The organism is Streptomyces sp. BK340, assembly GCF_007827595.1.
Classification (GTDB): Bacteria; Actinomycetota; Actinomycetes; order Streptomycetales; family Streptomycetaceae; genus Streptomyces.
Genome location: NZ_VISR01000023.1, coordinates 114,433 through 137,230 on the forward strand (window position 1 = coordinate 114,433; position 22,798 = coordinate 137,230).

The window sequence follows — 22,798 nt, forward strand, 5'->3', positions numbered from 1 at the left end:
ACTTCGAGGAGTGCCGCCCCGAGGCGAGCGCGCTGGTGGCGGCCTTCCTCGGGCATGAGGAGCAGCCGGATCGTGAGTAGTCGAATGAGGTCCGACGTTGCTCAACGGCCTTCGGCGTCAGGCGCGTTCTGCTCGTTCGTCACCTCGACGGCTGCGGCCCGGGCTCGGCGGCGGCCCAGCAAGGCGCATCCCACACTCACCACGCCGATGGCGATGACCTTTGCGGCCCCGTAATAGCCGAACGCCTGCTCCTCCGAGGTGCCGGGCAGCCGGAGAAAGACCCATGCTGCCGCGAGACCTCCGAAGACGATCAGTGCGACAGCCCCCCACGTCCCGAGATCCGCCCACCAGGGCGCCGCGGCGTAACCCCGCTCGTCGGTCTGCTCAACGTCCTTGTCGGCCACGGTCTGTTCTCCTGGGCGTGTGGTGACGGTCGCGCGGGAAGACGCGGACCGAGCGTGAAAGGTTCACCGGGGCGAACCTTCACTGCGGCGAACACCTCATGGGCATCGTCACGTTGGCCGCCATCGGCGCCAAGCAGCCACCCGACCTGACCCCGTGGTGATCGAGGTCCCGATCCTCCTGCCGACCCAGCCCGCCGAGCACCGCAGGACGCCAACTGGACGGCAACTGGACGGCAATGACTCAAGAACCCTCGGCCCGCGCGGAGAGCGCCGCGCTGCGCTGGTCGAGCCGCTTCAGAGCGTCCTCGCCCCACCGGAGGTTGTCCTGCTCGAGTGACAGGCCACGCAGCAGGGTGAGGTAGGGGCCGATCCGTTCGGCGGTGGTGAAGTAGTCGTCCTCGGTGCGGCCGGCCAGCAGCCGCTCCCGCATACGCTCGAAGCGGACGATCTTGGACGCGGCCAGTTCCATGCGCTGGGAGATCGCCGCACGGACGGCCTGGAGATCGCCGACGTCGACACACTGGACCTTGACCAGCAGTTCGTCCCTGATCGCGGTCGGCTTGGCCGGAGGTTCGGTGGTGTAGGCGTGCACGGCCGTGTACCCGGCCTCGGTGAGCGAGTAGAGCCGTTTGTTGGGCCTGCGCTCCTGCTGGACGAAACGAGCGGCGACGAGACCCTCGCCCTCCATGCGCTCCAACTCGCGGTAGATCTGCTGCGGCGTGGCCATCCAGAAGTTGGCGACCGAGGACTGGAACCCCTTCGCGAGGTCGTACCCGGACGCCTCGCCCTCCAAGAGCGCGGCCATCACCGCGTTGCGCAGAGCCATGGGGGTCAATTTAGCACCGGATGAGAATATTCAACTGGTTGAATATTCTCATCCGGTGCCACACCGCGATCAGGCGGGGACCGCGAACCTCTCCGACTCATCGGCCTGCTACGGGATGCGGTGCAGGCCCTTGCAGCAGGAAGGTCATGCTGTGCTCAGCTGGGAAATGACGGCGGTCGTGAGGCGGACGGCCCTGTTGTCGCATCCACCGGAAGAGGACAGTGCTTGATCACAGCCTGGTGGCCAGCCAGATGATCACGACCGCAGTAGCGACGAGCCCGGCGTTCAGTGCGATCCGGCGGTCTTCGCCCATAAGGTGGACGGTGATCGCGCCCGCCTGCAGGAGTACGAAGCCGATGGCCGCGGCCGACGCCAGCGCGGGAGCGATGCCGGTCAGCGGCGGCAGGATCAGGCCGGTCGCGCCGAGTATTTCGACCACGCCCAGCGCCCTGAGGGCAGGCAGGGGTACGCGGTCGACCCAGGCCATCATCGGTCGGAGTTGATCACGGCTGCGGATCACCTTCAGCGTGCCTGCGTAGAAGTAGAAGAGCGCGAGCAGTCCCGCGACGATCCAATAGGCGATGTTCATGGTTCCCGTTCATGGGCCACCGGTTCACGGGGACCCGTCGATTGGCCCTGCTGTGCTGTGCCGTCGGGTTCAGGCGAGGTCGGTGGCGGGCTCGGTCGCGTAGCGGCTCATCGCGTCGATGTTGGCCTGCGGCGTCAGCGGCCGACCGCCGGCGAGCACTTCCTGGAGTTCTCGGAAGTACTGCACGTACAGGTCGGGAGTGAATGTGCTGAGCATGACGGCGGGTTGGTCGGTCGGGTTGGCGAAGGTGTGCGGGGTACCGGGCGGAACCATGACGAGCGTGCCCTTGGTGGCGTCGTACTCCTCGTCCCCGACGCTGAACCGCACGGTCCCGGACAGGATGTAGAAGCCCTCGTCGTGTCGGGCATGGCGGTGCTGCGGCGGTCCCTGGGTGTGCGGGGCAAGGACGGACTCGGCGATCGCGAGTCGGTGCCCGGTGTGGCTGCCGTCCTCCAGAACGCGCATGTGCGTGGTGCCCAGAACGATCATCTCGCCGTCGCCGGGACCCACCACCGAGACAGCGGAGTCGATCTGCGGCTCGCTGGTCTTCGCTTCTTCGTTCATGCTCACGAGTGCATCGCCGGGGACCTGCCGGTGTCCAACACCCATCCCGCAACGCCGATACCTCGTGGGTATTGTTGCAGCGTGGAGCTACGGACCTTGCGCTACTTCGTTGCGGTCGCCGAGGAACTCCACTTCGGCCGGGCCGCCACCCGACTGCACATGAGTCAGCCGCCGCTGAGCCGGGCGATCAAGCAGCTGGAGGCCGATGTCGGGGCCCTGCTGTTCGCCCGCTCGCCTACGGGGGTCACGCTCACTCCGGTGGGCTCGTTGCTGCTCGACGAGGCGCGCGCCCTACTCGACCATGCCGACCGAGTCCGGGTACGCGTGAGCGCGGCGGCCGGCGCCGCGACCATCACCATCGGCATCCTGGGCGACGGCACCGACCCGGGAGTGGCCAGGCTGGCCGCCGCCTACCGCCGAGGCCACCCCGGCCTCGACATCCGCATCCGCGACACCGATCTGACCGACCCGACCTGCGGGCTGCGCGCCGGACTGGTCGACGTCGCGCTGACTCGGGCGCCGTTCGACGAGACCGCCCTGACGGTGCGTGCACTGCGGACCGATCCGGTCGGCGTGGTCCTGCGCGCCGACGATCCGCTGGCCCGCCGCGACGGGCTGCGGCTGGCCGAGCTGAACGACCGCCGCTGGTTCCAGTTCCCGCAGGGCACCGACCCCATCTGGCAGTCGTACTGGAACGGTGGCAGGCCGCGCGAGGGCCCAGTGGTGCGGGCCGTCCAGGAATGCCTGCAGGCCGTGCTGTGGAACGGCACGGTCGGTCTGGCCCCGCTCGGACACGACCTGCCCGCGGAGCTGGCCGTGGTACCGCTGATCGACATACCGCCGAGCCGAGTGGTGGCGGTGTGGAACGAGGGTGACACCAACCCGTTGATCCGATCCTTCATCGAGATCGCGACAGCCGCGTACCGCCACTGAGCACCGGCAACCAGTGCTGCCGCATCGATCGCGCAATAAGAAATTGCTTATGGGCACCGCCGCGACTGTGCTGGAGCGTATTTTACGACATCTCCTCGCGCCGCACCGACCTGGGCTTTTCGCCGTGCGAGAAGGCGAGAAATTGGATAATTTTGTTTGTATATCCCCACCGGGATATTGAGTGGGTTATGCAGGCTCTTGCGTGTTTTCCACTGGAAGGCGGGGGCTCAACTCTGATCCAAGCCACGGATAAGCTCCACCGGCTGGTCCGGTCAAGGCCGGACCAGCCGGTGAGGTGGTCCACGAATTGCCAGTGAGTCTGCAGGCGGCGCCGGCTGCGGTTAGGGATATGGCTCGGGCGGCGTTGGAACGGTTGTGGCAGGCGAGTCCGGACGAGGTCGGCACCGAGTTCGGGGTGGACCTGGCAGCTAAGGCCGACGCGGTGATCGCCAAGAGTGAGGCAGGCCGCCATCTGAAGGTGACCGTGGCCTGGCACGCCGCATCCGACGACGCTGCCAACTGACTTGCGGGGTATCGATGACATCCGCAGATCAAGCAGGTTCCCACCCCGGCAAAGACAGCGGCCCGGGGATGCAGGCGGCAGTGGCGCAGATCCTCTCTGCCGAGGGCGTTGTGGCCGGGGCCGGTTTCCTGATCGCCCAGGACATGGTGGTCACCTGTGCACACGTGGTGCGTGATGCCGGGAGTGATCCCGGCAAGCGGGTGCACCTGCGCTTCCCGCAGGTGCCGGCAGCACCACGGCTGGTGGGGCAAGTGCTGGTGGAGCCATGGCGAGCGCCGGATGGGGATGATGTGGCTGTCATTCGCCTGCCAGGCGCGCCAGGAGCGGTGGAGGCATTGCCAGTCGGGTCTGCGGAGGGGTGTCAAGGGCACCGGGTGCGTTCCTTCGGTTTTCCGGTCCAGGCCCCGCGCGGCGGTCACTTCGGCTACGGAACAGTCGGTGACCTGCTTCCCGCCACCGAAGGCAGCAGTGGTGCCGGACTTCTGCAGCTGACCAGGGCCAACGACCTCACCACCGGGTTCAGCGGCGGACCGGTAGTCGATACGGTGACCGGCCTCGTCATCGGCATGGTCACCGCAATCACCGCACCCGACGTACATCAGCGGGGACAGGGCATCGCCTATGCCACGCCCACCGAGACCCTGCGTTCGGTCTGGCCCGACCTGACCGAGCGCGACGTGTGCCCCTATCGTGGCCTGGAGCCCTTCACCGCCGAGCATGCAGACTTCTTCCACGGCCAGGAAGCCGCGGTGGACGGAGTGCTGGCGGCTCTGGCTGCCCAACGGCACACCCTCCTGCTCGGGCCCTCAGGATCGGGCAAGTCGTCCCTCATTCAGGCCGGGGTGCTGCCCGCCCTGGCCAAAGGTCGCCTGCCAGGCAGCGACCGGTGGCTAGCGGTCCTCCTCCCCCGCCCTGGACAGGACCTGCTGGCCGAGCTGGACCGCCACGGCCTTCCGGGCGCCTCCACCGACGGCATAGCGGCCGCGGTGCAACAGCGGCTGGATGCCGAATCCGCCTGCGAGCGGATCGTGATGGTCATCGACCAGCTCGAAGAGGTCTTCACGCCGCCCAGCCCCGCGCTAGAAGCCGATCCGGCAGCACCCAGCCCGATTCCATCCGACACACCGCTTGCGGCGCTGGAACAGGTCACGGCGGTGCTCGGCTCGCGCATACCGGTGAGCGTGATACTGGTGATGCGGGACGACTTCTACCCACAACTGGCCGCCCGAGCCCCGGCGCTACTGGATGCCGCAGCAGCCGGCCTGGTCAACGTGCCCGCGACTCTCAGCACCCACGACCTCCAAGCCATCGTCACGCGGCCCGCTCATGACGCCGGTGCAGGTTTCGAAAGGGGCCTCGCGGAGCGCATCATCGCCGACGTGCTGGCCGCCGACCTCCAGGGCACCGGCCGAGCGCCCATCACCCTGCTCGCACCACTGGAACTCGCCCTGAGCCGACTGTGGGAGCGCCGCACGGACGGCCGTCTCACCCACACTGCCTATGAGCGCATCGGCCAGATCACCGGCAGCCTGGCCAACTGGTGCAACTCGGCGATCAACAGTCTCCCCGAGGATCACCACGACGCCGCCCGACGTATCCTCACCGCCCTGGTCCGCCCCGCCGACGAGGCCAACCACATCCCCGCCACTCGCCAGCAAGTCCCCCTCGACACCCTGCGGGAACTTGCCGCCGACACCTCCCCCATCCCACCGGCCAACGCCGATGGGATCACCGAGACGGTACTGGCTACCCTCACCCGGCACCGCATCATCATCACCCACGCCCGTGCCCCTGGCCCCCCACCCGCCGACCTGGTAGCCGAACTCATCCACGACACCCTCACCAACAGCTGGCGTGAACTACGCAACTGGGTCGCCGAAGACCACCGATTCCACACCTGGCTCCACCGCGCCGGAGTGTCGCAGGCCCGATGGAACGAGCACCCCCAGCCCGACGACCTGCTGCACGGAAGGGACCTGGCAGAGGGTCTGGACTTTGCCAAGCAGCGCCGACTGCCTCACAACATCGCATCGTTCGTCACCGCCAGCCAACGCAACCAGCAAGCCGCCGTCCGCCGTGCCCGACGCCTCAACACCTTCCTGATCGGTGCGCTCATCCTGACCCTCTTCGCCGCCGGTGTGGCCTACTGGCAACGCAACACCGCCGTCACCGCGCAACACCAGGCCTTGTCCCGGCAACTGGCCACCGAATCCGAGACGCTCATCGGCTCCGACCCAGACCTGGCCTCCCTGCTCGCCATCGAGGCCTATCGCACCAGCCCCACCGCTGAAGCAACCGCCAGCCTCAACGCGGCAGCAGAGCTCCCTCTACAGCGCCGCCTCACCGGCCACAAATCCACTGTGGGCTCCGTGGCGTTTAGCCCCGACGGGCGCACCCTGGCCACGGCCAGCCTGGACAAGACGGTCCGGCTGTGGGATGTGGCTACCGGCCGCACCCGCGCCATCCTCACCGGCCACAAAGGTGAGGTGGACGCGGTGGCGTTCAGTCGCGACGGGCGCACTTTGGCCACCGGCAGCGTGGACAAGACGGTCCGGCTGTGGGATGCGGCGACAGGCCGCACCCGCGCCATCCTCACCGGCCACAAAGACCACGTGACCTCGGTGGCGTTCAGTCGCGACGGCCGCACTCTGGCCACCGGCAGCGACGACAAGACGGTCCGGCTGTGGGATGCGGCGACCGGCCGCACCCGCGCCACCCTCACCGGCCACAAAGGCGCTGTGGAGGCGGTGGCGTTCAGTCCCGACGAGCGCACTCTGGCCACCGGCAGCGTGGACAAGACGGTCCGGCTGTGGGATGCAGCGACCGGTGCCCCTCGATCCACCCTCATGGGCCACTCAGACCCTGTGTACGCAGTGGCGTTCAGTCCCGACGGGCGCACCCTGGCCAGCGGCAGCGGGGACTACGACGTGCGGCTGTGGGATACGGCGACAGGCAACACGCGCGCCACCCTCATCGGCCACGGATCCGGCGTGTTCGCGGTGGCGTTCAGTCCCGACGGGCGCACCCTGGCCAGCGGCAGCGAGGACTACACCGTGCGGCTGTGGGATACGGCGACAGGCAACGCCCGCGCCACCCTCGTCGGCCACGGACTCGGCGTGTTCGCGGTGGCATTTAGTCCCGACGGGCGCACCCTGGCCAGCGGCAGCAAGGACAACACGGTGCGGCTGTGGGATGCGGTGACAGGCAATACCCGCGCCACCCTAACCGGGCACAAAGCCCTTGTGACCGCAGTGGCGTTCAGCCCAGACGGGCGCACTCTGGCCACGGGCAGCGTGGACAGGACGGTCCGGCTGTGGGATGCGGCGACCGGCCGCTCCCGCGCCATCCTCACCGGCCACAAAGGTGATGTGAACGCGCTGGCGTTCAGCCCTGACGGGCGCACTCTGGCCACGGGCAGCACGGACAAGACGGTCCGGCTGTGGAATGTGGCGACCGGCCGCACCCGCGCCACCCTCACCGGGCACAAAGACCTTGTGGACGCGGTGGCGTTCAGCCCCGACGGGCGCACTCTGGCCACCGGCGCCCATGACAAGACGGTCCGGCTGTGGAATGTGGCGACCGGCCGTACCCGCGCCACCCTCACCCACCGCGGTTCCTTCGTGTTCGCGGTGGCGTTCAGTCCCGACGGGCGGACCCTGGCCACCGGCAGTTCGGACAACACGGTCTGGCTGTGGGATGTGGCGACCGGCCGCACCCGCGGCTCCCTCACCGGCCACAAGGCTCCTGCGACTGCGGTGGCGTTCAGTCCCGACGGGCGCACTCTGGCCACCGGCAGCATGGACAAGACGGTCCGGCTGTGGGATGTGGCGACCGGCCGCACCCGCGCCACCCTCACCGGCCACGGATCCACCGTGTTCGCGGTCGCGTTCAGTCCCGACGGGGGCACTCTCGCCACCAGCAGCATCGACAGCACCGTCTGGCTGTGGGATACGGCGATCGGCCGCATCCGCACCACTCTCACCAGCGACGGATACCTCGTGTTCGCGCTGGCGTTCAGCCCTGACGGGCGCACCCTGGCCACCACCAGCGCCGACAGCAAGGTCCGTCTGTGGGACACCAAGCTGTCTGACCAAACGGTAGCTATCAGAGAGATCTGCAAGGCCGTCGGCCGGAACCTCACTGCCGAAGAACGAGGGGCCTACTCCGCAGGCCAGTCGCCTCGAGCGGTGTGCCCTTCCTGAACCACGGACCGGACGGTGAACGATCCCAAAAGGTGCTGCCTCTGTAGGAGTTACCACCGGTGCAACAGATGCATGCCGTAGGAGCGGACCGCAATTTGGCCCTGGCTGCCAGCAGTTCCTGCCCATTCCGCGGCGAGTAGGTGTTTTCCAACCCGGTGCCACGTCGGCGAGCCGCTCGTCAAGCGATGCCGCGTGGGACTCTGGGTGCCGGTCACTGCCTGGACATCAAGGAATCCGCGCCCCGGCAACCCTCTCGCCCCTCCCCTGGTCCTGGTGGTGAGTGACAGGTGGGTGGTGGGGTGCGGTGCGGGCGAGGTCGGGTACCCGGTGCCGCTCCCGGACCGCGAGCCCCTCTCCCGGCCGCGCGGCCCCGGCCGAGAGGGCTGGGCCGCCGGCGGTGCGGCCTGCGGCAGGTGTTCCTTGTCCGGCCCGGGGGCGGGTCTGGCGGGTTCAGGAGGTGGGGGCGACGAGCATGTGCTCGGTTCCGAGGTGGTTGGTGTCGGTGTCGGTGTACATGGTGGTTTCGCCGTCGGACCAGCGGATGAGGAGGTCGTCGGTGCGGTTGTTGCCGGTGTAGTCGCCGGTGGTCATGGCAGCGTCGTGGGTCCAGGTCTCGTTGGCGTTCAGGATGCGCTGCTCGGTACCGAGGCCCGATGTGGTGGTGCCGACGTAGTTGTCGAGTTCGCCGTCGGTCCAGCGGACCATGAGGTCCCACTGCCGGTTGCCGGAGAACTCACCGGCGGTCAGGAGTGTGGCGTCCTTCCATGTGTCGTTCTTCGGCTTCAGTTGGTGTTCTTGACCGAAGGTGCCGGCGCTGACGTTGGTGTAGAGGGTCAGCTCGCCGTCGATCCAGCGGACGACCAGGTCGGTGGCGTACTGGGAGGCGGCGAAGCGGCCGGCGACGATCTGAGTGGCGTTCTTCCAGAGGTCGTTGGGTTTGATCATCTGAGTTCCGGCCCAGTTCAGGCCCTTGGTGCCGACGTCGCCGTACAGTGTCACCTCTCCGTCGGACCAGCGGACCAGCAGGTCGAACTGGTTGGACCCGGTGAAGTCGCCTGCGGTGATGGTCCTGGCGTTCGTCCAGGTGTCGTTCTTGGCCAGCAGTTGCCGTTCGGGGTCGTAGCCGCCGTGTCCGTTGCCGGGGTAGAGGGTGACCTCGCCGTCGGTCCAGACCACGATCATGTCGCTGTGGCCGGTCTGGCGGAAGTCGCCCGAGGCCAGCAGCTTGGCGTGCTGCCAGGTGGAGGCCGGGCCGGGCAGCCAGGGGTCCCCGGACGGCGGGTACGGCGGTTTGTGGTCATCCACGTTCCGGTGGGCGGCGGCGTCGGCGAACAGGTCCTGGGCGTCCTTGCCGTAGACCGGAGCGTACGTCACCCAGTCGTCGTTGGCGTCGTTGCCGCCGCCGTTGTATCCGCCGGTGTTGCCGATGACCTTGCCGGTGCCGCTGGTGCTGTTGTAGTCCTCGATCCACGGGCCGCCGGAGACACCGCCGTAGAAGCCCTTGCAGGTCATGCGCATCTGCCTGAAGCCCGGCAGTTGGGAGGTGCTGACGGGGCAACGGACCGGCACATGGTCCGGGTTGACGCCGACGTCGTCGGGATAGCCGATGACGGTGACCTTGTGGCGGTAGCTGCTGGTCGGCGTGAACGTCAGGGCTCCCGTGACATCCTCCACCTTGCCCCGGCTATTGGAGCCGACCTGAGCGAAGGCCAGGTCGAGGTCGGAGACCTCCTTCTTGCTGTTCCTCTCGTAGCGCGGGTCCATGTAGAGCTGGGACACCGGGAACACGCCGTCCGGCTGCTCGGCGGCGGGCTTGCCGATGCGGTATCGCGGCACGAAGATGCGGTGGGTGGCTGACTTCAGGCCGAGGCCGCAGTGTCCGGCGGTCAGGACGATGTCCTTGGCGGCCGTGTGCACAACACTGCCCGTGCAGTACGTCTTCTTGCCGCCGAGCTCCCGGCCGTCGTAGAAGAACGTGCCGATCATCGGGTGGCCGAGGAAGTGCTCGGGGGTGGGGGTGCCCGACGGCGGCGGCCGGTGTGTGACGGCGCTTCCTGCGGCGATGCCGTGCTTCGAGGCGGCCGGAGCGGGGTCCGGCGGGGCATCGACCGGAACCGCGTCGGCCATGCGCTCAGCCGTCCAGTACTTCTCCTCCTCGCTCAGACTGGGTCCGTCCGAGGGGGAGGGGAAGGCGGTCGGCTCGACAGTCCGCGAGGGGGATGGCTCGGCGGGATGCGTCGGGGGGGCTGAGGGGGTGGCGGAGCCGGTCGGGTCGACGGCCCCCGCGTCCGTCGACGGCGTCGATGTCGATGTCGATGTCGATGTCGAGGGCAGTGTCGGCGGGACCTGACGTCTGATGCCGGGAGTCTCCGGTGATGCGGAGGCTGTTGACGGGGTGGAGAGCGCTGGTGACGGATCGCCCGTGGCGGCCGATGTCGTCCCGGCTCCGAGAATGCCTACGCCCAGTCCCAGCGCAAGGGCGGGAATCCATCTGTGTCTGGAACGCAAGAAGATGCCTTTCCGTCTTGGAGAGGGCTGAACAGCGAGCGGGCCCTGAACTGACCAGACCCGCACATATGTTCAATCGAGAGGCGATAGTGTACTACTGAGTAACAACTGGCATGTCATCAAATAAGAGGACAGGGTGTGGTGATGGACCGACTCCGCAAGACCGCGTGGGCGGCACTCCCCCTCCTGCTCCCCTTCCTGGCGGCCGGGCCGGCCTCGGCCTCCCCGCCCGGACCCTCGCTCCCGTTCGGAAGTGTCCGCTCGGTGCATCCCGGCGACACACTGACGGTCAACACCGAGGCCAGCGATGCCACTTACCTCGCAACCATCAACTCCCCCGCGTTCGTCGCGGCAGGGAAGCTGCGCATGATGCATCCGGTGCTGACCACCACCGTCACCATCGCCTGTGACGCCCGGCCTGGCACCTACCCGGTGACTCGGCGCGGCGCCGGAGACGTGGGCCCGGACGAGCATCCGTTCCGATGGGCACGGGTGCGCGTGGAACCCGTCGACGAGGCGGCACGCCGCGCCTGCCGGAACAAGGTCAGGAAACTGCCTCCGCCCAGACTGGAGGAACGCTGGGCTCCGGACAGAACGTGGCCCCAGTCGGAATGGGATGTGCGGACCTTCCGTGCCGGCAGCCGCATTACGATCACGGACAACGACGACGAGGGATCGGACGGCGACATCACCCTCACCTCCCGCGCCTTCACCGACCGCCCAGTCCTGCGCGGCGCCAAAGCCGTCTTGACCGCCACCACCACCCTGACCTGCGACTCCGCACCCGGCATCTACGTCGTCTACCGGCACGACGTCGACCAGACCGGCCCCGACAAACCATGGGCCCGACTGCGCATCGCCCCCGCCGCCCCCGGAAAGAAATGCCTGGCGCAGCACTCGGCCGGGTCGTCCAGCACTGCCACGCTGGCCTGGGCCGCAGGCGGCGTGCTCCTCATTGCCGCGGCCGCCACCGCACTCATTCTGCGGGCCCGCTCCCGCCGTACGACCTCCCTCTGAGCACGCATCACCACTCGTCGCCCGGCCTGAACCAGACGCGCCGACGCGGGCGTAGATCTTTGTCGCCCAGGAACGCGTGGACGCCTCCGGCGAGTTCGGGGGTGTCGTTTCGGGCGTGCGCGAGCAGGGTCGAGGATCAGGCGCGCGGTGATGGCGACAAGGCCGGCGGCGCAGATCGGGTGGCGGTGCCCGGCCAGGTGAGCGGCGAGGTCTTGTCCGACGGGCCTGCGTCAGTTCTTCACCTACGCCCACCGCACCCGAGCGGTCCCCCACACACAACCTCACCGTCCCCGTAACTGCCCTACAGCGCAGGGGATCTCAACGCCCCACCCTCACACTCGCCGAGCAGCGGGCCTCTACCAGCGCTGGACCACCCCTGCTGCACGCGGCCGCCATCACCGAACTGCGTCAACTCACCGATTCCTGTAGCACCCCGATGATGCGGGCTCACCTCGCAGGCCTCAAGGTGCCGGAGATGTCCCGCCGACGAGACGGCAGATGTCGCCGCCGACCGAAGCTGTCGACGCACAGGAAGCCGTCGACGCGCAGGAAGCCGTCGAGGCGCGGACAGCCGAGTACGACGTCTCGCCGGCGTGGAGTATCTTCCTGGCGTGTCCATGCCTCCGGTGTCCCAGGCACCGAACCCGACGCCCCTCTACCCATGGGGCGTGCCCCCGAGCCCGCCGGAGAAGAGCCGGGTCGGCCTCATGGCCGGAATCATCGGCGGTGTCTTCCTGCTGATCGTCGCGCTCCTGGCGACGCTGGTGCTGGTCGGCAAGAAGATCGACAGCAGCTATCCCCCGGCCGAGTCCACGCTGACTGCGCCTGGGACACTGCTCGACGGCCACTACAAGCTGGCCAAGGACGACTCCCCGACCCTGGGACCGTCGCTGGAGAAGAGCTGGCGCCTCAGCTGGGACGCCAAGGCCGTCCACGGCGTCGTCGTGGCGTACCACCCGAGCGGTGGCGACCGGGGCGAGCTGATCGTGACCGGCATGTACGGCCGATTCAGAAATACCGGCGAGGTGCGGTCGCGGGTCCTGGCGGGCAACGGCTCCCGGCACACCGAGGTGAAGGTGATCGTGGCGCCGATGGACGTCACCCCGTCCGGTTCTCGCATCAGGGTCAGCTGCGAGGAGGTGACGCGGAGCTGGGCCGACGGGAAAGCGCTCAGCTACCCGGTCTGTGCCTGGGCGGACGGCAACACCTGGGCCCGGGTCGCGTACATGACCGTGTACACCGCGAGGAGCCTGGACCTGGAGTCCGCCGCCAGGATCACGCTCCAGATCCGGTCCGAGATGGTGAAGCCGATCAAGTGAAGGTTCAAAACTCACCCCCGCCAGGGCGTTCCTGCCGAAGCAGCCTCCAGATTCTGCGAACCCGCTGGCTTCCGAGTTCGACTGCAGTGCTGTCCTCGCCCGATTGGTCACCCGGCTGGCTTTGTCCGTGAGAGCGGACAGCGGATGTTCACGGCTACGGGAGGCGTCAGAGCACACCGAGACGATTCGAACGCGGCTTGAGTTTCGACCCGAGAGGCGGCCACCGGGACTTGGCAGGCGGTATGTGGCCCTGCCGACATCCGTCCGAACGTAGTCGCGACGTTCCCGCCAATTAGTGTGCGGCGCCGACTGTGTCAGAGTCGCACAGGCGGCCTGGACGGCTCAGTGGTCGCCCATGGGCGGGGGCAAGAGGCGTGGCAGTGGCTGATGCCAGTCTCCCAGCCTCGTGAGGAGAAACTCGCGTGCGAGAGAACGAATGTCGTCCCACGCCGAATCTGTGGCCAGAGCGTTGTCCCAGGGGCCGACGCGGCGGGCGGCATCGATCTCGCCGATGCGACGGCCGATGGCCCGAAGGTGACGCTGATCCTCAGGCTCGAAGGCTCCGCGCTCTGCGAGCCCTTCGGACACGCGGCACATGAGCTCCACCTCTTCAACGACGTCCTTCGTCTCCAGCTCGCGCTCGCCCAGCCAGGCAAGTTGATCTCGGGCGTCGGCCGCTAGGAGGGCCGTAACGCGCAGCGTCCAGGTGCGCAGGTTCGCGTCTCCGAGATGGTTCATCCATGCATGATCGCACCGAGCTCCCGCAATCGTGTTCGGGGGCATGGGGGGCGGCAACGGCCTGCGTGGCGGTCGCGGAGGGTTGAAGCGGAATTACTACTGCTGCAATCGAACAGTGCCAGACGGCGGCGCCTCCCAATAGTCGTGAACATCCGCTGTCCGTTCTTCATGAACACACCCACCCGGCGCCAGTTACGCGACATGGGCCTGAGCCACGGTGACATCGACGGTATACGGTTCCGGGTCCGCACCGGCATCCCGTGGCGGGACCTCCCCGCCGAGTACGGTCCGTGGGGTCGGGCGTACGACCTTTTCCGGCGCTGGCAGCGGGCCGGCACCTGGCATCGGATCTTCACCGAACTCCAGGCCCGGGCCGACGCGAAAGAGTTGCTCACCTGGGGCATCAACGTCCACTCCACCGTCGTCCGGGCCCACCAGCACGCCGCCGGTGCGAGGGAAAAGGGGACTTGCAGAAGGAGCCACCCGGCGGCGTCACCGTCGAGCCTGACGACCACGGGCTCGGGCGCTCGCGCGGCGGCCTGACGACCAAGCTGCACCTGGCCGTCGAACAGGGTCAGAAGCCCATGTCCATCGTGATCACGGCCGGGCAACGGGGCGATTTCCCGCAGTTCGAGCCGGTCCTGGACAAGGTTCGTGTCCCGCGTCGTGGGCCGGGCAGGCCGCGCACCCGGCCCGATCACGTGCACGCCGACAAGGCGTACGCCTCCCGGAAGAACCGTGCTTACCTGCAACGGCGCGGGATCCGCTGCACCATCCCGGACAAGGCCGACCAGGCCCGCAACCGCAAGAAACGCGGCTCGCGCGGCGGCCGGCCCCCGAAGTTCGACCCGCAGGACTACAAGGCCCGGCACGCGGTCGAGTGCGGCATCAATCGCCTGAAAAGGCACCGAGCCGTGGCCACCAGATACGACAAGCTCGCGGTCCGCTACGAGGCGACCGTCCTCGTCGCGGCCATCAACGAGTGGCTGTGCCTGGCCACGTCACGATGGCGCTGCGTAACAGCAGATGGCCACCGTCTGATGCGGGCTCCACTGCTGCTCGACCATAGCCATCAGCTCCCAGCCCAGCCGCTCATACAGGGCTGTCGCTGCGGTATCGGATGCGACGACGTCGAGCACCGGATGCAGGCCACGACGCCGCGCTTCCTCCACTGCTTGGCCAATCAGCAGCGCGCCGATCCGATGTCCCCTCGCCTGCGGGGCAACGAACAGCCTGCTGACCACGGCGGTCATACCCCGCGTCGCCCCGTTCCGCTCGCTCCACAACATCGGGGCCAGATCGCCTTCGCCGCCTTGCGACAAACTGACATGCCCAGCCAGGCGGCCTTCGAGTTCGGCAACCCAGGAACCCAGCAGGGGACCGCGTGACAGCCACTCGCCGGGCTGATCAGGCCAGTTCACCGGGTAGCCGTCAAGCTGATGGACCTCCGCGAGGACCCGCACGCACTCCTCAACATCGCCATCAACCCTCCGCCGGACCCGGCGGCTCGGCCTCTCGACAGGCACCCCAGAGCTCTCGATGTTCACTCCGGCATAGAAACACAGGCCACAGAGTCACAACCAGCCGCTTTTGACACACGCCCTAGCGCGGTCGATGTGGAAGGCGCAGGCGGCCGTCCGTTCGGCTCGCAGATGGGACGGTCCTGTGCAACGGGTGCGCGCCCCGGCCACTCCGCCCCGGCCGCACACGGCCATGTCTGAGGGCTTCGGCGGATGCCCCGATCTGCGGACCGTGCCTACCGCGTCGCCCACAGCCTTGCGCCTGGTGTCACCGGGTCCGCCCAGTCCAGGCCCAGTGGCCGTTCGGCCCCGTCGGCAACACCCGACACCCAGGTCCGCCGCACACCTAGCGCCTGCCACGACTGCGGACAGATACGGCCGCTCATCGGGCGTCGCCCCGAGGGAGCGACGATCTGCGGACCTTGCGCCGGCACCGAACACTCCTACACCTGCCTGGCTGATCTAGTCCAAGGGGTCAGTGATCGTAGGCGATCAGTGAGCGTAGGACGGTTCGTCCAGTGGCGTCGTTGTGCCAGATCGCGGCGGTCAGCGCGAGGATGCGTTGCATGACGTGGGTTGTGACACCTCCGGGTGTGCGCCCTCGTGCCGTTCGAGGTCAAGCTGTCCCTTGAAGGTCTCGTTGATCGATTCGATGACCCGTCGCAGCGGCTTGAACAGGGCTGCGCCAGGCCGTTCCGGTTCACCTTTACGGGCAGGCCGCAGCAACTGGACTCCGTGCTCGCACAGTTCGTGTTCGAAACCACGGCCGAAGTAGTTCTTGTCGCCGATGAGAGTCTGTCAGGGGCGCTCTCGCAGAAGCTCGCATTCGGCTGCCAGGAGGTCAAGGAGGGTCTCGCGTTCGTCGGCCTTGGCCCCCGTCAGGGCGAAGGCGATGGGCAGGCCCTGAAGGGTGCAGACCAGCTGTAGGCGCAGGCCCCAGAAGAAGCGGCTGTGGCTGGCGCAGTAGCCGTATTCGGCCCAACCTGCCAGGTCGGAGGGTTTGACGGTCTCGCGGGAGCGGCCGCATTCCACCGGGGTGGAGTCCACGACCCATACGTCGTCGCTCCACACCGAGGTGGTGGTGGCCAGGATCCGGTTGATGCTTCGCACAGACCGGCGGCATTGCGCAGCCGCTTGTTGCAGCCGGGCTGCTGGGGCAGGTAGGGGAAGAGGCGGCGCAGGTGGGCACGGTCATGGCGGAGCCATTGGCCTCGGAGGTGTAGCCGAGGATGGCCTGCATCGTGGCGAGGGTGACCAGTTCGGCATCGCTTCGGAAGGGCGTAATGCCGACCGGCGGGCGCCACGGCGCCAGGTCGGGACGCTCCTTCAGCATGTCGTCGGTCGCCGCATAGAGTGCTGTCGCGAGGGTGGCCACGTCGTTCGTCACAAAACGATCTTGGACACCCTCGTTCTCGTCTCCGCAGGCCCCCCTTGGACCACACCACCAGGAGGAACCAGTGTCATACCCGCAACTGCTCACCCCCGAGGAGAAGCTCGCCGACGCGAAGAAGCTGTTGAGCCTCCCGCGTATCGTCGTGATCTGCGGCTCCACCCGCTTCATGACCCAGATGAACGAGGCCGAACTGCGGGAGACCAAAGCCGGAAAGATTGTCGTCAAACCGGGCTGTGACATGAAGTCGCCGCACGAACTTTGGTCCGATCCTGTTGAGGCCGAGGCGCTGAAGGTCCGACTCGACGATCTGCACCGGGCGAAGATCCGGCTCGCTGATGAGGTGCTCGTAGTCGGCGACTACATCGGAGACAGCACCCGAGCCGAAATCGCCTGCGCGCGGTCGCTGGGCAAGCCCGTGCGGTTCACGCACCCCGAAGTCGCCCCTGACGCCTGACCGCTCGCTGCCACCTCGACAACCAGGGCCGGCAGCCCGTCGCCTGACCGTCTCGCGGTGGCTTCGGCCGCCGCCCACCCCCACACCCTCCGCAGGCATCCCTTGGAATTGATCATCTAGGATGCGGCGCCAACGGCCTGTTGTCCCAAAGGGGCTACTGCACCCGCTGACTGCTGGACCAGCGGCTGAACAAGCTCCTCGGCACGGCCCAGAGCACGATCGTCCCGAAGACCCAAGCCGTTCACACGGCGCTCTGCGGCGCCGACCGCCCCATCAGGATCTCGCACTGGCCGAACCACGAGGGCGTTCCCGAACTCCGACCACCTCCTACGCCAGGGATCTGCTGTCGACCGCGGGGGCGCCGCCCCAACCGCCGACGACGTCGCTGTTAGGAGGCAACGGTCCAGCCGAAGCTCGATGGGAACCTTCTGCAGTTGCCTCCGCGGCCGGTTCAACTGGTCCTGGAGCATCTTGAGCACGCCGAGGCTGCCCGGGAATCCAACCGTGCTGCCAGCACGACCCCATGGCTGTTCGCCGGTCCCCAGTCCGTGGCAGCGGGTGCTCCTGCAAGGGTCAGGGAGCGGGGGACGAAGGCCCGAGGATGACAATCGGAGCATTGGCTTCGGCGCGGGCGCGCTCCACAGCAGCATCGACCTCCTCACGGGTGAATTCCTTGTACAGGCGCTCCCCGTTGGCGTCGGTGATGTCGATGACGACGCCGGTCCACTCCTCGGCGGGCTCTTCCGGCACATGACCGAGCTGGAACTCGGCGTCCCGAACGAGTTCCTCCGTCACCCGCACACCGGTCAGCCGCTCAGCAAGGGCGAAGACCGCTGCCTTGGTGTCGACGTGCGTCCCGGATGCGGCCTCTTCCTCGGAGAGGGCGAAACCAACCTCACGCATCACCGTGTTCAGGGCGTCGGGGGTGCTGCCGTCCCTTGCCGTCGCCGACTCGAAGGTGGTCCGAAGCTCTCCGTCCTCGTACCAATGGAAGAGGTGAATGGGTTTGCCCCCGTTGCTGGAGTGCGTCACCGCGCGCCCGCCTGCCGACAGAGCCTCCAGAAAACGTGGCTGCATCCCTACGCCGCTGTCGAAGTGCAGGACCAGCGTCCAGTCTTCGTCGACGCCCGGCACGGTGAACGCACCCGAGATGAAGGACTCTTCCCAGTAGTCCGTCCCGTCAAGTAGTTCGTCCTGCCGCTCGATGAAGGCGTCCACCCCTGTACACGTGCCCTGCGGCTCCGCCGCCATCACCCGATGCACGTCCGCCGGCGTAACGCCCCGCACCAGGGTCAGGGTGTATCCGGTATCGAGCGCGTAGCCGAACCACGAGGACGAACGTATCCAGGCATAGTCATGCGCGGTTGCCGAAGTCATGCAGCACAGTCTGCCTGCCACCACTGACACGGGCCCGTGAAGCCGGTTCGGCACTGCCGCAGCTCGTGCCATCTCGTGTCGGTCGCACCAGGTGGACGCCGCTCAAACCAGCACTCACGCGCCTCTGAGCAGATCGAGCCCGACCGCGACGGCGCCGCGTCCTGTCCCCTCCTCGAGGCCGCCGCCCCCATCAACGACAACGCCGGGCGGCGTGACCTGGGCTGCCCGCCCGCTCCCTTCACCCGCAAGGTGACGACACATGACCTCCATGCCGTACCAGGACCTGCCCGAGAAGGGGCTGATCGCGCTGATCGCGCTGATCGGCGCATCCGGCGCGGGCAAGTCCACTCCGGCCCGCACCCGACCGGCAGCGTGTTGACCCGAGCGCGCCCAGGGCACCGCCACAGCCGGCGTGCATTTCGGCCGAGCGACGCCATCGGTACGGATGCGACGACCGCCCACAGCTCCTCTTGCATGTTCTATGGCATACACCTTAAGTTACTGACAGGTAGACCGTTTGGTGGGCCGTACGGCCATGGGGAAGGTGGTGAGCAGATGAGCCCGCGCCGGAGTGAAAGCCGTGACCGGATGATCCTCAGTACTGCAGCTCTGCTGCGTGAATACGGCGCGAGCGCGACCAGCATCGACCGGGTGCTCGCCCACAGCGGAGCTCCTCGGGGCTCGGTGTATCACCACTTCCCGGGCGGGCGGGCGCAGCTCGTCGAGGAGGCGTTGGCACTGGCGGGGGACTTCCTCACGGGGCTGATCGACGCCGCCATGCAGGCGGATGACCCGGTGGCGGCCGTCGACGCGTTCTTCCTGCTGTGGCGTGAGCGGCTCGTGAAGAGCGGCTTCCGGGCCGGCTGCCCGATCGTGGCGGTGGCCGTGGAGACCAACGACGATGCGCCCCAGCTTGCCCGCTCGGCCGCCGCCATCTTCGCCCGCTGGCAGGAGGCCCTCGCGGCCCTCTTCGTCCGGCACGGCCTGAGCGAGGAACGCAGCCGCCGGCTCGGTGCCTTCATGATCGCCGCGGTGGAAGGCGCGGTGATCATGTGCCGGGCCGAGCAGAGCACCGCCCCGATCGAGGCAGTCTCCGCCGAGATCCACGAACTGCTCCTCCACGCGCTGCGCGACCGCCCCGGTCCCGAATCCGGTCCCCGGTCGTAGCCCGCAGTCACCCAGCCGCTTCACCGACACAGCTCGAAGGAGTCGCCATGCCCTCGCTCGACCGTCAGGACAACGTCTTCGTCCTCGACCTGGGAGACGGTGAGAACCGCTTCCACCCCGACTGGCTCACCGCCGTCAGCGCCGCGCTCGACGAGGTGGAGAAGGCGGACGGCCCTCGCGCCCTGGTCACCGCCGCCACCGGCAAGTTCTACTCCAACGGGCTCGATCTGGACTGGCTGTCCGCCCACGCCGACCAGTACCACGACTACGTCGTCACCGTCCATGAGCTGTTCGCGCGGATGCTGTCGCTGCCAGTCATCACGGTGGCCGCGCTGCAGGGGCACGCCTTCGCCGCCGGCGCGATGTTCTCCCTCGCTCACGACTTCCGCGTCATGCGCGCCGACCGCGGCTACTGGTGCCTGCCCGAAGCGGACATCAACATCCCCTTCACCCCTGGCATGGCCGCCCTCATCCTCTCCCGGCTGGCGCCGCAGACCGCGCACGAGGCGATGCTCACCGCCCGCCGCTACGGCGGCGCCGACGCCGCGGCCACCGGGATCGTCGACCATGCTGTCACCGAGGAAGCCGTGCGCTCCACCGCGATCGAAATCGCCCAGGCACAGGTGAACAAGGCCGGTGACACCCTCGGCACCATCAAGGCCCGTATGTACGCACCGACCCTGGCCACCCTGCGCGACACCACCAACCCGCTCGGCTGACCAGCACCTCACCGACCGCACCAAGCCGCGCCCCGGGCGCCTTCCCCCGGGGGCGGGCTGCCCCAACTGCCCACCCCATCAGGGCATTCACCGCAGACACCGTCTTCCGCGACAACACCTGGCGCAAGCGCGACCAGCAGGGCGCCCTGCGCGTCAGCCCGCACGACGCCGAAGCCGCTGGGCCTGTCCGACGGTGCCCTCGCCCCAGAGCACCACGTAGCGAGGCACCGCTGAGGCGGTGGTCGAGAGCGACGACCCCCTGCAGCGCGGGCACGCGGCCCTGCCCAACGGCTTTGGCCTCGACCTGCCCGCCCAGGAGGGCGGCACCGAACGCATCGGCGTCGCCCCGAACACCCTCACTGACCTCACCTGGCCCGACCCCATCGCCGCACCCCCCTGGCACAAGCATGCTCCCGCCCGCATCCAGCCCCGCCCCGCCCCGCCCCGCCCCGCCTGATGAACACCTCGCCCTCGAGGCGGCGCCACCAGCACCATGCAAGGAGAACGACCCGTGACCACCACCGACCTCACCGCCATGACCGGCCTGGAACTGATGCGCTGGGTACAGACCGAACGCCCCACTGACATCCCCTCCATCGGCCGCCTGCTCGGCATGCGCTTCGACGAGGTTGCCCACGGCCGCATCGTCATCTCCCTCGACACCCGCCCCGACTTCGCCAACCCCCTCGGCACCGTCCACGGCGGCATCGCCGCCACCCTCCTCGACTCCGCCATGGGCTGCGCCGTCCACACCACCCTCCCCGCCGGCACCGGCTACACCACCCTCGAACTCAAGGTCAACTACATCCGCGCCGCCCGCACCGACGGCCAGACCCTCACCGCCGAGGGCATCGTCATCCACGCTGGCCGCCGCACCGCGACCGCCGAAGGCAAGGTGCTCGACGACCAGGGCAAACTGATCGCCCACGCCACCACCACCTGCATGATCCTTTAGATCGCTCGCCGAGGTCGGCTTCACCTGCCGTCCACGGCCTCCATCACCAGACGTGCACACCCCACCAGCGGCGCCTCTGGCGGGCCGGCGGCGGACGCAGCAGCCGACCGAGCCGCCAGAGCCGTCCGGGCACCGGCGCGACGACCGGACGAAGCCGGACTGGGCTGAACTCTGGGCTGGGCCAGCCTGTACCGATCTACGTCCTCTTCAACAGACTTACGCGGAGAAAGGGGTGTCGGTAAGGGTGAAGGGCTTGCCCATCGGGGGTGAGCTGGGCGAACGCCGGAAGCGCGCAGAGGAGTGCTGCACCTCTCGGTGCAACAGGGCAGCCCACTGTCCAGCCAACGGTCGGGCCCAGGCCGTTTCGTTCGGATCGGGCGTTGGCGGTGAATCGCACCGCCTGCCGGTGACGGAGTTCGGCGCCGAGCCGTTCGGCGGGGGCGAGGATGGCGCGGCGATCGGCAGCGGGTCGAGTGCCTCGGGGGCAAGGGCCGGGCCGGGGATGACGTCGGGCGTGGGCACCGGATCGCACGACGTGGCGACCAGTTCGGACCAGGGCTGGATCGGTCAGGACCTCGCTCGCCGACGGGTCCGACGTTACGAGACCACTCCGAACGATCTCGGAGTGGTGCGTCGTACCGGTTCATCGGGCGCGCGGCAGGCCGTACAGGCCATCAAAGCGCTGGCGACGTCGCAACGAACAACCGAGGCCCGCCGGAGCGGGCGCAGCCTCGGGCTGTTGGGCAGGGCGCTTCGGGATACTGGCCCGATGCCGCAGCCATCGCACAGCGTGGAACCCGAACCGATAACCGTCGACCCGCCTCACACCGCGGACCGCCCTCTCCTCACCCAGTCCTGGCTCGACCTCGCCCTCCTCCACTGGCCCGCCGATCCGGCAGACGTCGCCCCACTCCTGCCGGTCGGCACCCGACCGGACACGCTGCACGGCATCACCTACGTCGGACTCGTCGCCTTCCGGATGCACCGCGTCGGATGGTTCCGCCTCCCCGGCATCCCCTACCTCGGCTCCTTCCCCGAGACCAATGTGCGCCTCTACTCCGTAGACACCCATGGGCGACGCGGCGTCGTCTTCCGCTCGCTGGACGCTTCTCGCCTGATCCCCGTCGCCATCGGACGAACCGTCGTCCGCCTTCCCTACGTCTGGTCGAGGATGAAGATCCACCAGGAGGGCCCGACGATCACCTACACCAGCAGCCGACGCTGGCCCGGCCCTCGCAACGCGCACAGCAGCCTTGCGATACGGGTCGGCGAACGGGTCGAGACACCGACCGAACTCGAGCACTTCCTCACCGCCCGCTGGGGCATGCACAGCACCTTCGCCGGCCGCCCCTTGTACCTCCCCAACGCTCACCCTCGCTGGCCACTCCACCGCGCCGAGCTACTCCACTGCGACCAAACCCTCGTCGCCAACGCAGGCTTGCCCGCCCCCATAGGAGCGCCCACAAGCGTGCTCTACTCCCCAGGAGTCCCGGTCCGGTTCACACGCCCGCCCCGCGTACCAGCGGGCACGCCCACCCGCCGAGCCCACCACCCGGCCGCCTGAGTACTCCACTCATGTGGCGGGTCGGC

21 protein-coding genes and 2 pseudogenes are annotated in these 22,798 nt (G+C 68.2%); 14 read left to right on the top strand and 9 right to left on the bottom strand.

Features of this window, described 5'->3' with window-relative positions; genetic code table 11:
* Positions 1 to 101 precede the first annotated feature (101 nt).
* The 4 genes from FB157_RS32605 to FB157_RS32620 all read right to left on the bottom strand — a co-directional run bounded on the left by FB157_RS32605 (position 102) and on the right by FB157_RS32620 (position 2,383).
* Positions 102 to 404, bottom strand: a complete 303-nt coding sequence (locus tag FB157_RS32605) for a hypothetical protein (protein ID WP_145884271.1) — start codon at positions 402 to 404, stop codon at positions 102 to 104.
* 241 nt (positions 405 to 645) lie between these two features.
* Positions 646 to 1,230, bottom strand: a complete 585-nt coding sequence (locus tag FB157_RS32610) for a PadR family transcriptional regulator (protein WP_145884272.1) — start codon at positions 1,228 to 1,230, stop codon at positions 646 to 648.
* 229 nt (positions 1,231 to 1,459) lie between these two features.
* Positions 1,460 to 1,819: a DoxX family protein gene (locus FB157_RS32615; RefSeq protein WP_145884273.1), complete on the bottom strand. Its 360-nt coding sequence runs from the start codon at positions 1,817 to 1,819 to the stop codon at positions 1,460 to 1,462.
* A 69-nt stretch (positions 1,820 to 1,888) separates the two neighbouring features.
* The gene (locus tag FB157_RS32620) at positions 1,889 to 2,383 is read right to left on the bottom strand and encodes a cupin domain-containing protein (protein WP_186581789.1); all 495 of its coding nucleotides are present in this window, start codon (positions 2,381 to 2,383) and stop codon (positions 1,889 to 1,891) included.
* A gap of 81 nt (positions 2,384 to 2,464) precedes the next feature.
* Here FB157_RS32620 and FB157_RS32625 point away from each other — a divergent pair, with 81 nt between their 5' ends.
* From FB157_RS32625 to FB157_RS32635, 3 genes are all read left to right on the top strand, one after another.
* Positions 2,465 to 3,316, top strand: a complete 852-nt coding sequence (locus tag FB157_RS32625) for a LysR family transcriptional regulator (protein ID WP_385171749.1) — start codon at positions 2,465 to 2,467, stop codon at positions 3,314 to 3,316.
* 349 nt (positions 3,317 to 3,665) lie between these two features.
* On the top strand, positions 3,666 to 3,839 hold the full coding sequence (locus FB157_RS48840) for a CU044_2847 family protein (protein WP_315903855.1): 174 nt from the start codon (positions 3,666 to 3,668) through the stop codon (positions 3,837 to 3,839).
* Between the two features lie 14 nt (positions 3,840 to 3,853).
* On the top strand, positions 3,854 to 8,041 hold the full coding sequence (locus tag FB157_RS32635) for a trypsin-like peptidase domain-containing protein (protein ID WP_398947601.1): 4,188 nt from the start codon (positions 3,854 to 3,856) through the stop codon (positions 8,039 to 8,041).
* A gap of 450 nt (positions 8,042 to 8,491) precedes the next feature.
* Here the strand turns inward: FB157_RS32635 and FB157_RS32640 are convergent, their stop codons facing one another.
* Entirely contained in the window at positions 8,492 to 10,168 is a 1,677-nt protein-coding gene (locus FB157_RS32640; protein WP_261386683.1) for a serine protease, read from the bottom strand.
* On the opposite strand from FB157_RS32640, the gene FB157_RS32645 reads away from it, so the two are divergent.
* The 3 genes from FB157_RS32645 (at position 10,167) to FB157_RS32655 (ending at position 12,885) form a co-directional block, all read left to right on the top strand.
* A complete protein-coding gene (locus FB157_RS32645; RefSeq protein WP_145884275.1) occupies positions 10,167 to 10,391 on the top strand; it encodes a hypothetical protein in 225 nt (74 codons plus the stop codon). The two genes, FB157_RS32640 and FB157_RS32645, sit on opposite strands and share 2 nt — an antisense overlap.
* A gap of 302 nt (positions 10,392 to 10,693) precedes the next feature.
* Positions 10,694 to 11,566, top strand: coding sequence for a hypothetical protein (locus FB157_RS32650; RefSeq protein WP_145884276.1), 873 nt, complete (start codon positions 10,694 to 10,696; stop codon positions 11,564 to 11,566).
* Between the two features lie 611 nt (positions 11,567 to 12,177).
* Entirely contained in the window at positions 12,178 to 12,885 is a 708-nt protein-coding gene (locus FB157_RS32655) for a hypothetical protein (protein WP_145884277.1), read from the top strand.
* 342 nt (positions 12,886 to 13,227) lie between these two features.
* Here the strand turns inward: FB157_RS32655 and FB157_RS32660 are convergent, their stop codons facing one another.
* Positions 13,228 to 13,623, bottom strand: a complete 396-nt coding sequence (locus FB157_RS32660; protein WP_145884278.1) for a hypothetical protein — start codon at positions 13,621 to 13,623, stop codon at positions 13,228 to 13,230.
* A gap of 168 nt (positions 13,624 to 13,791) precedes the next feature.
* On the opposite strand from FB157_RS32660, the gene FB157_RS48845 reads away from it, so the two are divergent.
* Together FB157_RS48845 and FB157_RS48850 are read left to right on the top strand one after the other, a co-directional pair.
* Positions 13,792 to 14,166 carry a transposase gene (locus FB157_RS48845; RefSeq protein ID WP_261386684.1) on the top strand — a complete coding sequence of 125 codons (375 nt, stop codon included), beginning with the start codon at positions 13,792 to 13,794 and terminating at the stop codon, positions 14,164 to 14,166.
* A pseudogene (locus FB157_RS48850) lies at positions 14,091 to 14,552 on the top strand (IS5 family transposase); the annotation flags it as partial. The gene FB157_RS48845 and the pseudogene FB157_RS48850, both read left to right, overlap by 76 nt.
* Before the next feature lie 72 nt (positions 14,553 to 14,624).
* Here FB157_RS48850 and FB157_RS32670 read toward each other — a convergent pair.
* Both FB157_RS32670 and FB157_RS32675 read right to left on the bottom strand, forming a co-directional pair.
* The gene (locus FB157_RS32670; RefSeq protein WP_145884327.1) at positions 14,625 to 15,086 is read right to left on the bottom strand and encodes a GNAT family N-acetyltransferase; all 462 of its coding nucleotides are present in this window, start codon (positions 15,084 to 15,086) and stop codon (positions 14,625 to 14,627) included.
* Positions 15,087 to 15,618: 532 nt separating this feature from the next.
* Positions 15,619 to 16,530, bottom strand: a pseudogene (locus FB157_RS32675) (IS982 family transposase).
* Positions 16,531 to 16,600: 70 nt separating this feature from the next.
* On the opposite strand from FB157_RS32675, the gene FB157_RS32680 reads away from it, so the two are divergent.
* Positions 16,601 to 16,990 (top strand): hypothetical protein, encoded by a 390-nt coding sequence (locus tag FB157_RS32680; protein ID WP_145884279.1) that lies wholly within the window; start codon positions 16,601 to 16,603, stop codon positions 16,988 to 16,990.
* Between the two features lie 573 nt (positions 16,991 to 17,563).
* Here the strand turns inward: FB157_RS32680 and FB157_RS32685 are convergent.
* The gene (locus FB157_RS32685) at positions 17,564 to 18,367 is read right to left on the bottom strand and encodes a DUF6461 domain-containing protein (RefSeq protein ID WP_145884280.1); all 804 of its coding nucleotides are present in this window, start codon (positions 18,365 to 18,367) and stop codon (positions 17,564 to 17,566) included.
* A gap of 588 nt (positions 18,368 to 18,955) precedes the next feature.
* Here FB157_RS32685 and FB157_RS32695 point away from each other — a divergent pair.
* From FB157_RS32695 to FB157_RS32715, 5 genes are all read left to right on the top strand, one after another.
* Positions 18,956 to 19,534, top strand: coding sequence for a TetR/AcrR family transcriptional regulator (locus tag FB157_RS32695; RefSeq protein WP_145884281.1), 579 nt, complete (start codon positions 18,956 to 18,958; stop codon positions 19,532 to 19,534).
* Between the two features lie 47 nt (positions 19,535 to 19,581).
* Positions 19,582 to 20,253 carry an enoyl-CoA hydratase-related protein gene (locus FB157_RS32700; RefSeq protein ID WP_145884282.1) on the top strand — a complete coding sequence of 224 codons (672 nt, stop codon included), beginning with the start codon at positions 19,582 to 19,584 and terminating at the stop codon, positions 20,251 to 20,253.
* A gap of 238 nt (positions 20,254 to 20,491) precedes the next feature.
* Positions 20,492 to 20,710 carry a hypothetical protein gene (locus FB157_RS47620; protein ID WP_186581790.1) on the top strand — a complete coding sequence of 73 codons (219 nt, stop codon included), beginning with the start codon at positions 20,492 to 20,494 and terminating at the stop codon, positions 20,708 to 20,710.
* 54 nt (positions 20,711 to 20,764) lie between these two features.
* Positions 20,765 to 21,208 (top strand): PaaI family thioesterase, encoded by a 444-nt coding sequence (locus FB157_RS32710; RefSeq protein ID WP_145884283.1) that lies wholly within the window; start codon positions 20,765 to 20,767, stop codon positions 21,206 to 21,208.
* A 769-nt stretch (positions 21,209 to 21,977) separates the two neighbouring features.
* A complete protein-coding gene (locus tag FB157_RS32715; protein ID WP_145884284.1) occupies positions 21,978 to 22,772 on the top strand; it encodes a YqjF family protein in 795 nt (264 codons plus the stop codon).
* Positions 22,773 to 22,798 lie beyond the last annotated feature (26 nt).

What these genes read in the sequence shown, in the direction of transcription:
- FB157_RS32610 (WP_145884272.1), bottom strand. Translation starts at nt 1,230, where the DNA reads ATGGCTCTGCGCAACGCGGTGATGGCCGCGCTCTTGGAGGGCGAGGCG.
- FB157_RS32615 (WP_145884273.1), bottom strand. Translation starts at nt 1,819, where the DNA reads ATGAACATCGCCTATTGGATCGTCGCGGGACTGCTCGCGCTCTTCTAC.
- FB157_RS32620 (WP_186581789.1), bottom strand. Translation starts at nt 2,383, where the DNA reads ATGAACGAAGAAGCGAAGACCAGCGAGCCGCAGATCGACTCCGCTGTC.
- FB157_RS48840 (WP_315903855.1), top strand. Translation starts at nt 3,666, where the DNA reads ATGGCTCGGGCGGCGTTGGAACGGTTGTGGCAGGCGAGTCCGGACGAG.
- FB157_RS32635 (WP_398947601.1), top strand. Translation starts at nt 3,854, where the DNA reads ATGACATCCGCAGATCAAGCAGGTTCCCACCCCGGCAAAGACAGCGGC.
- FB157_RS32645 (WP_145884275.1), top strand. Translation starts at nt 10,167, where the DNA reads ATGCGCTCAGCCGTCCAGTACTTCTCCTCCTCGCTCAGACTGGGTCCG.
- FB157_RS32640 (WP_261386683.1), bottom strand. Translation starts at nt 10,168, where the DNA reads ATGGCCGACGCGGTTCCGGTCGATGCCCCGCCGGACCCCGCTCCGGCC.
- FB157_RS32650 (WP_145884276.1), top strand. Translation starts at nt 10,694, where the DNA reads ATGGACCGACTCCGCAAGACCGCGTGGGCGGCACTCCCCCTCCTGCTC.
- FB157_RS32660 (WP_145884278.1), bottom strand. Translation starts at nt 13,623, where the DNA reads ATGAACCATCTCGGAGACGCGAACCTGCGCACCTGGACGCTGCGCGTT.
- FB157_RS48845 (WP_261386684.1), top strand. Translation starts at nt 13,792, where the DNA reads ATGAACACACCCACCCGGCGCCAGTTACGCGACATGGGCCTGAGCCAC.
- FB157_RS32685 (WP_145884280.1), bottom strand. Translation starts at nt 18,367, where the DNA reads ATGACTTCGGCAACCGCGCATGACTATGCCTGGATACGTTCGTCCTCG.
- FB157_RS32695 (WP_145884281.1), top strand. Translation starts at nt 18,956, where the DNA reads ATGATCCTCAGTACTGCAGCTCTGCTGCGTGAATACGGCGCGAGCGCG.
- FB157_RS32700 (WP_145884282.1), top strand. Translation starts at nt 19,582, where the DNA reads ATGCCCTCGCTCGACCGTCAGGACAACGTCTTCGTCCTCGACCTGGGA.
- FB157_RS32715 (WP_145884284.1), top strand. Translation starts at nt 21,978, where the DNA reads ATGCCGCAGCCATCGCACAGCGTGGAACCCGAACCGATAACCGTCGAC.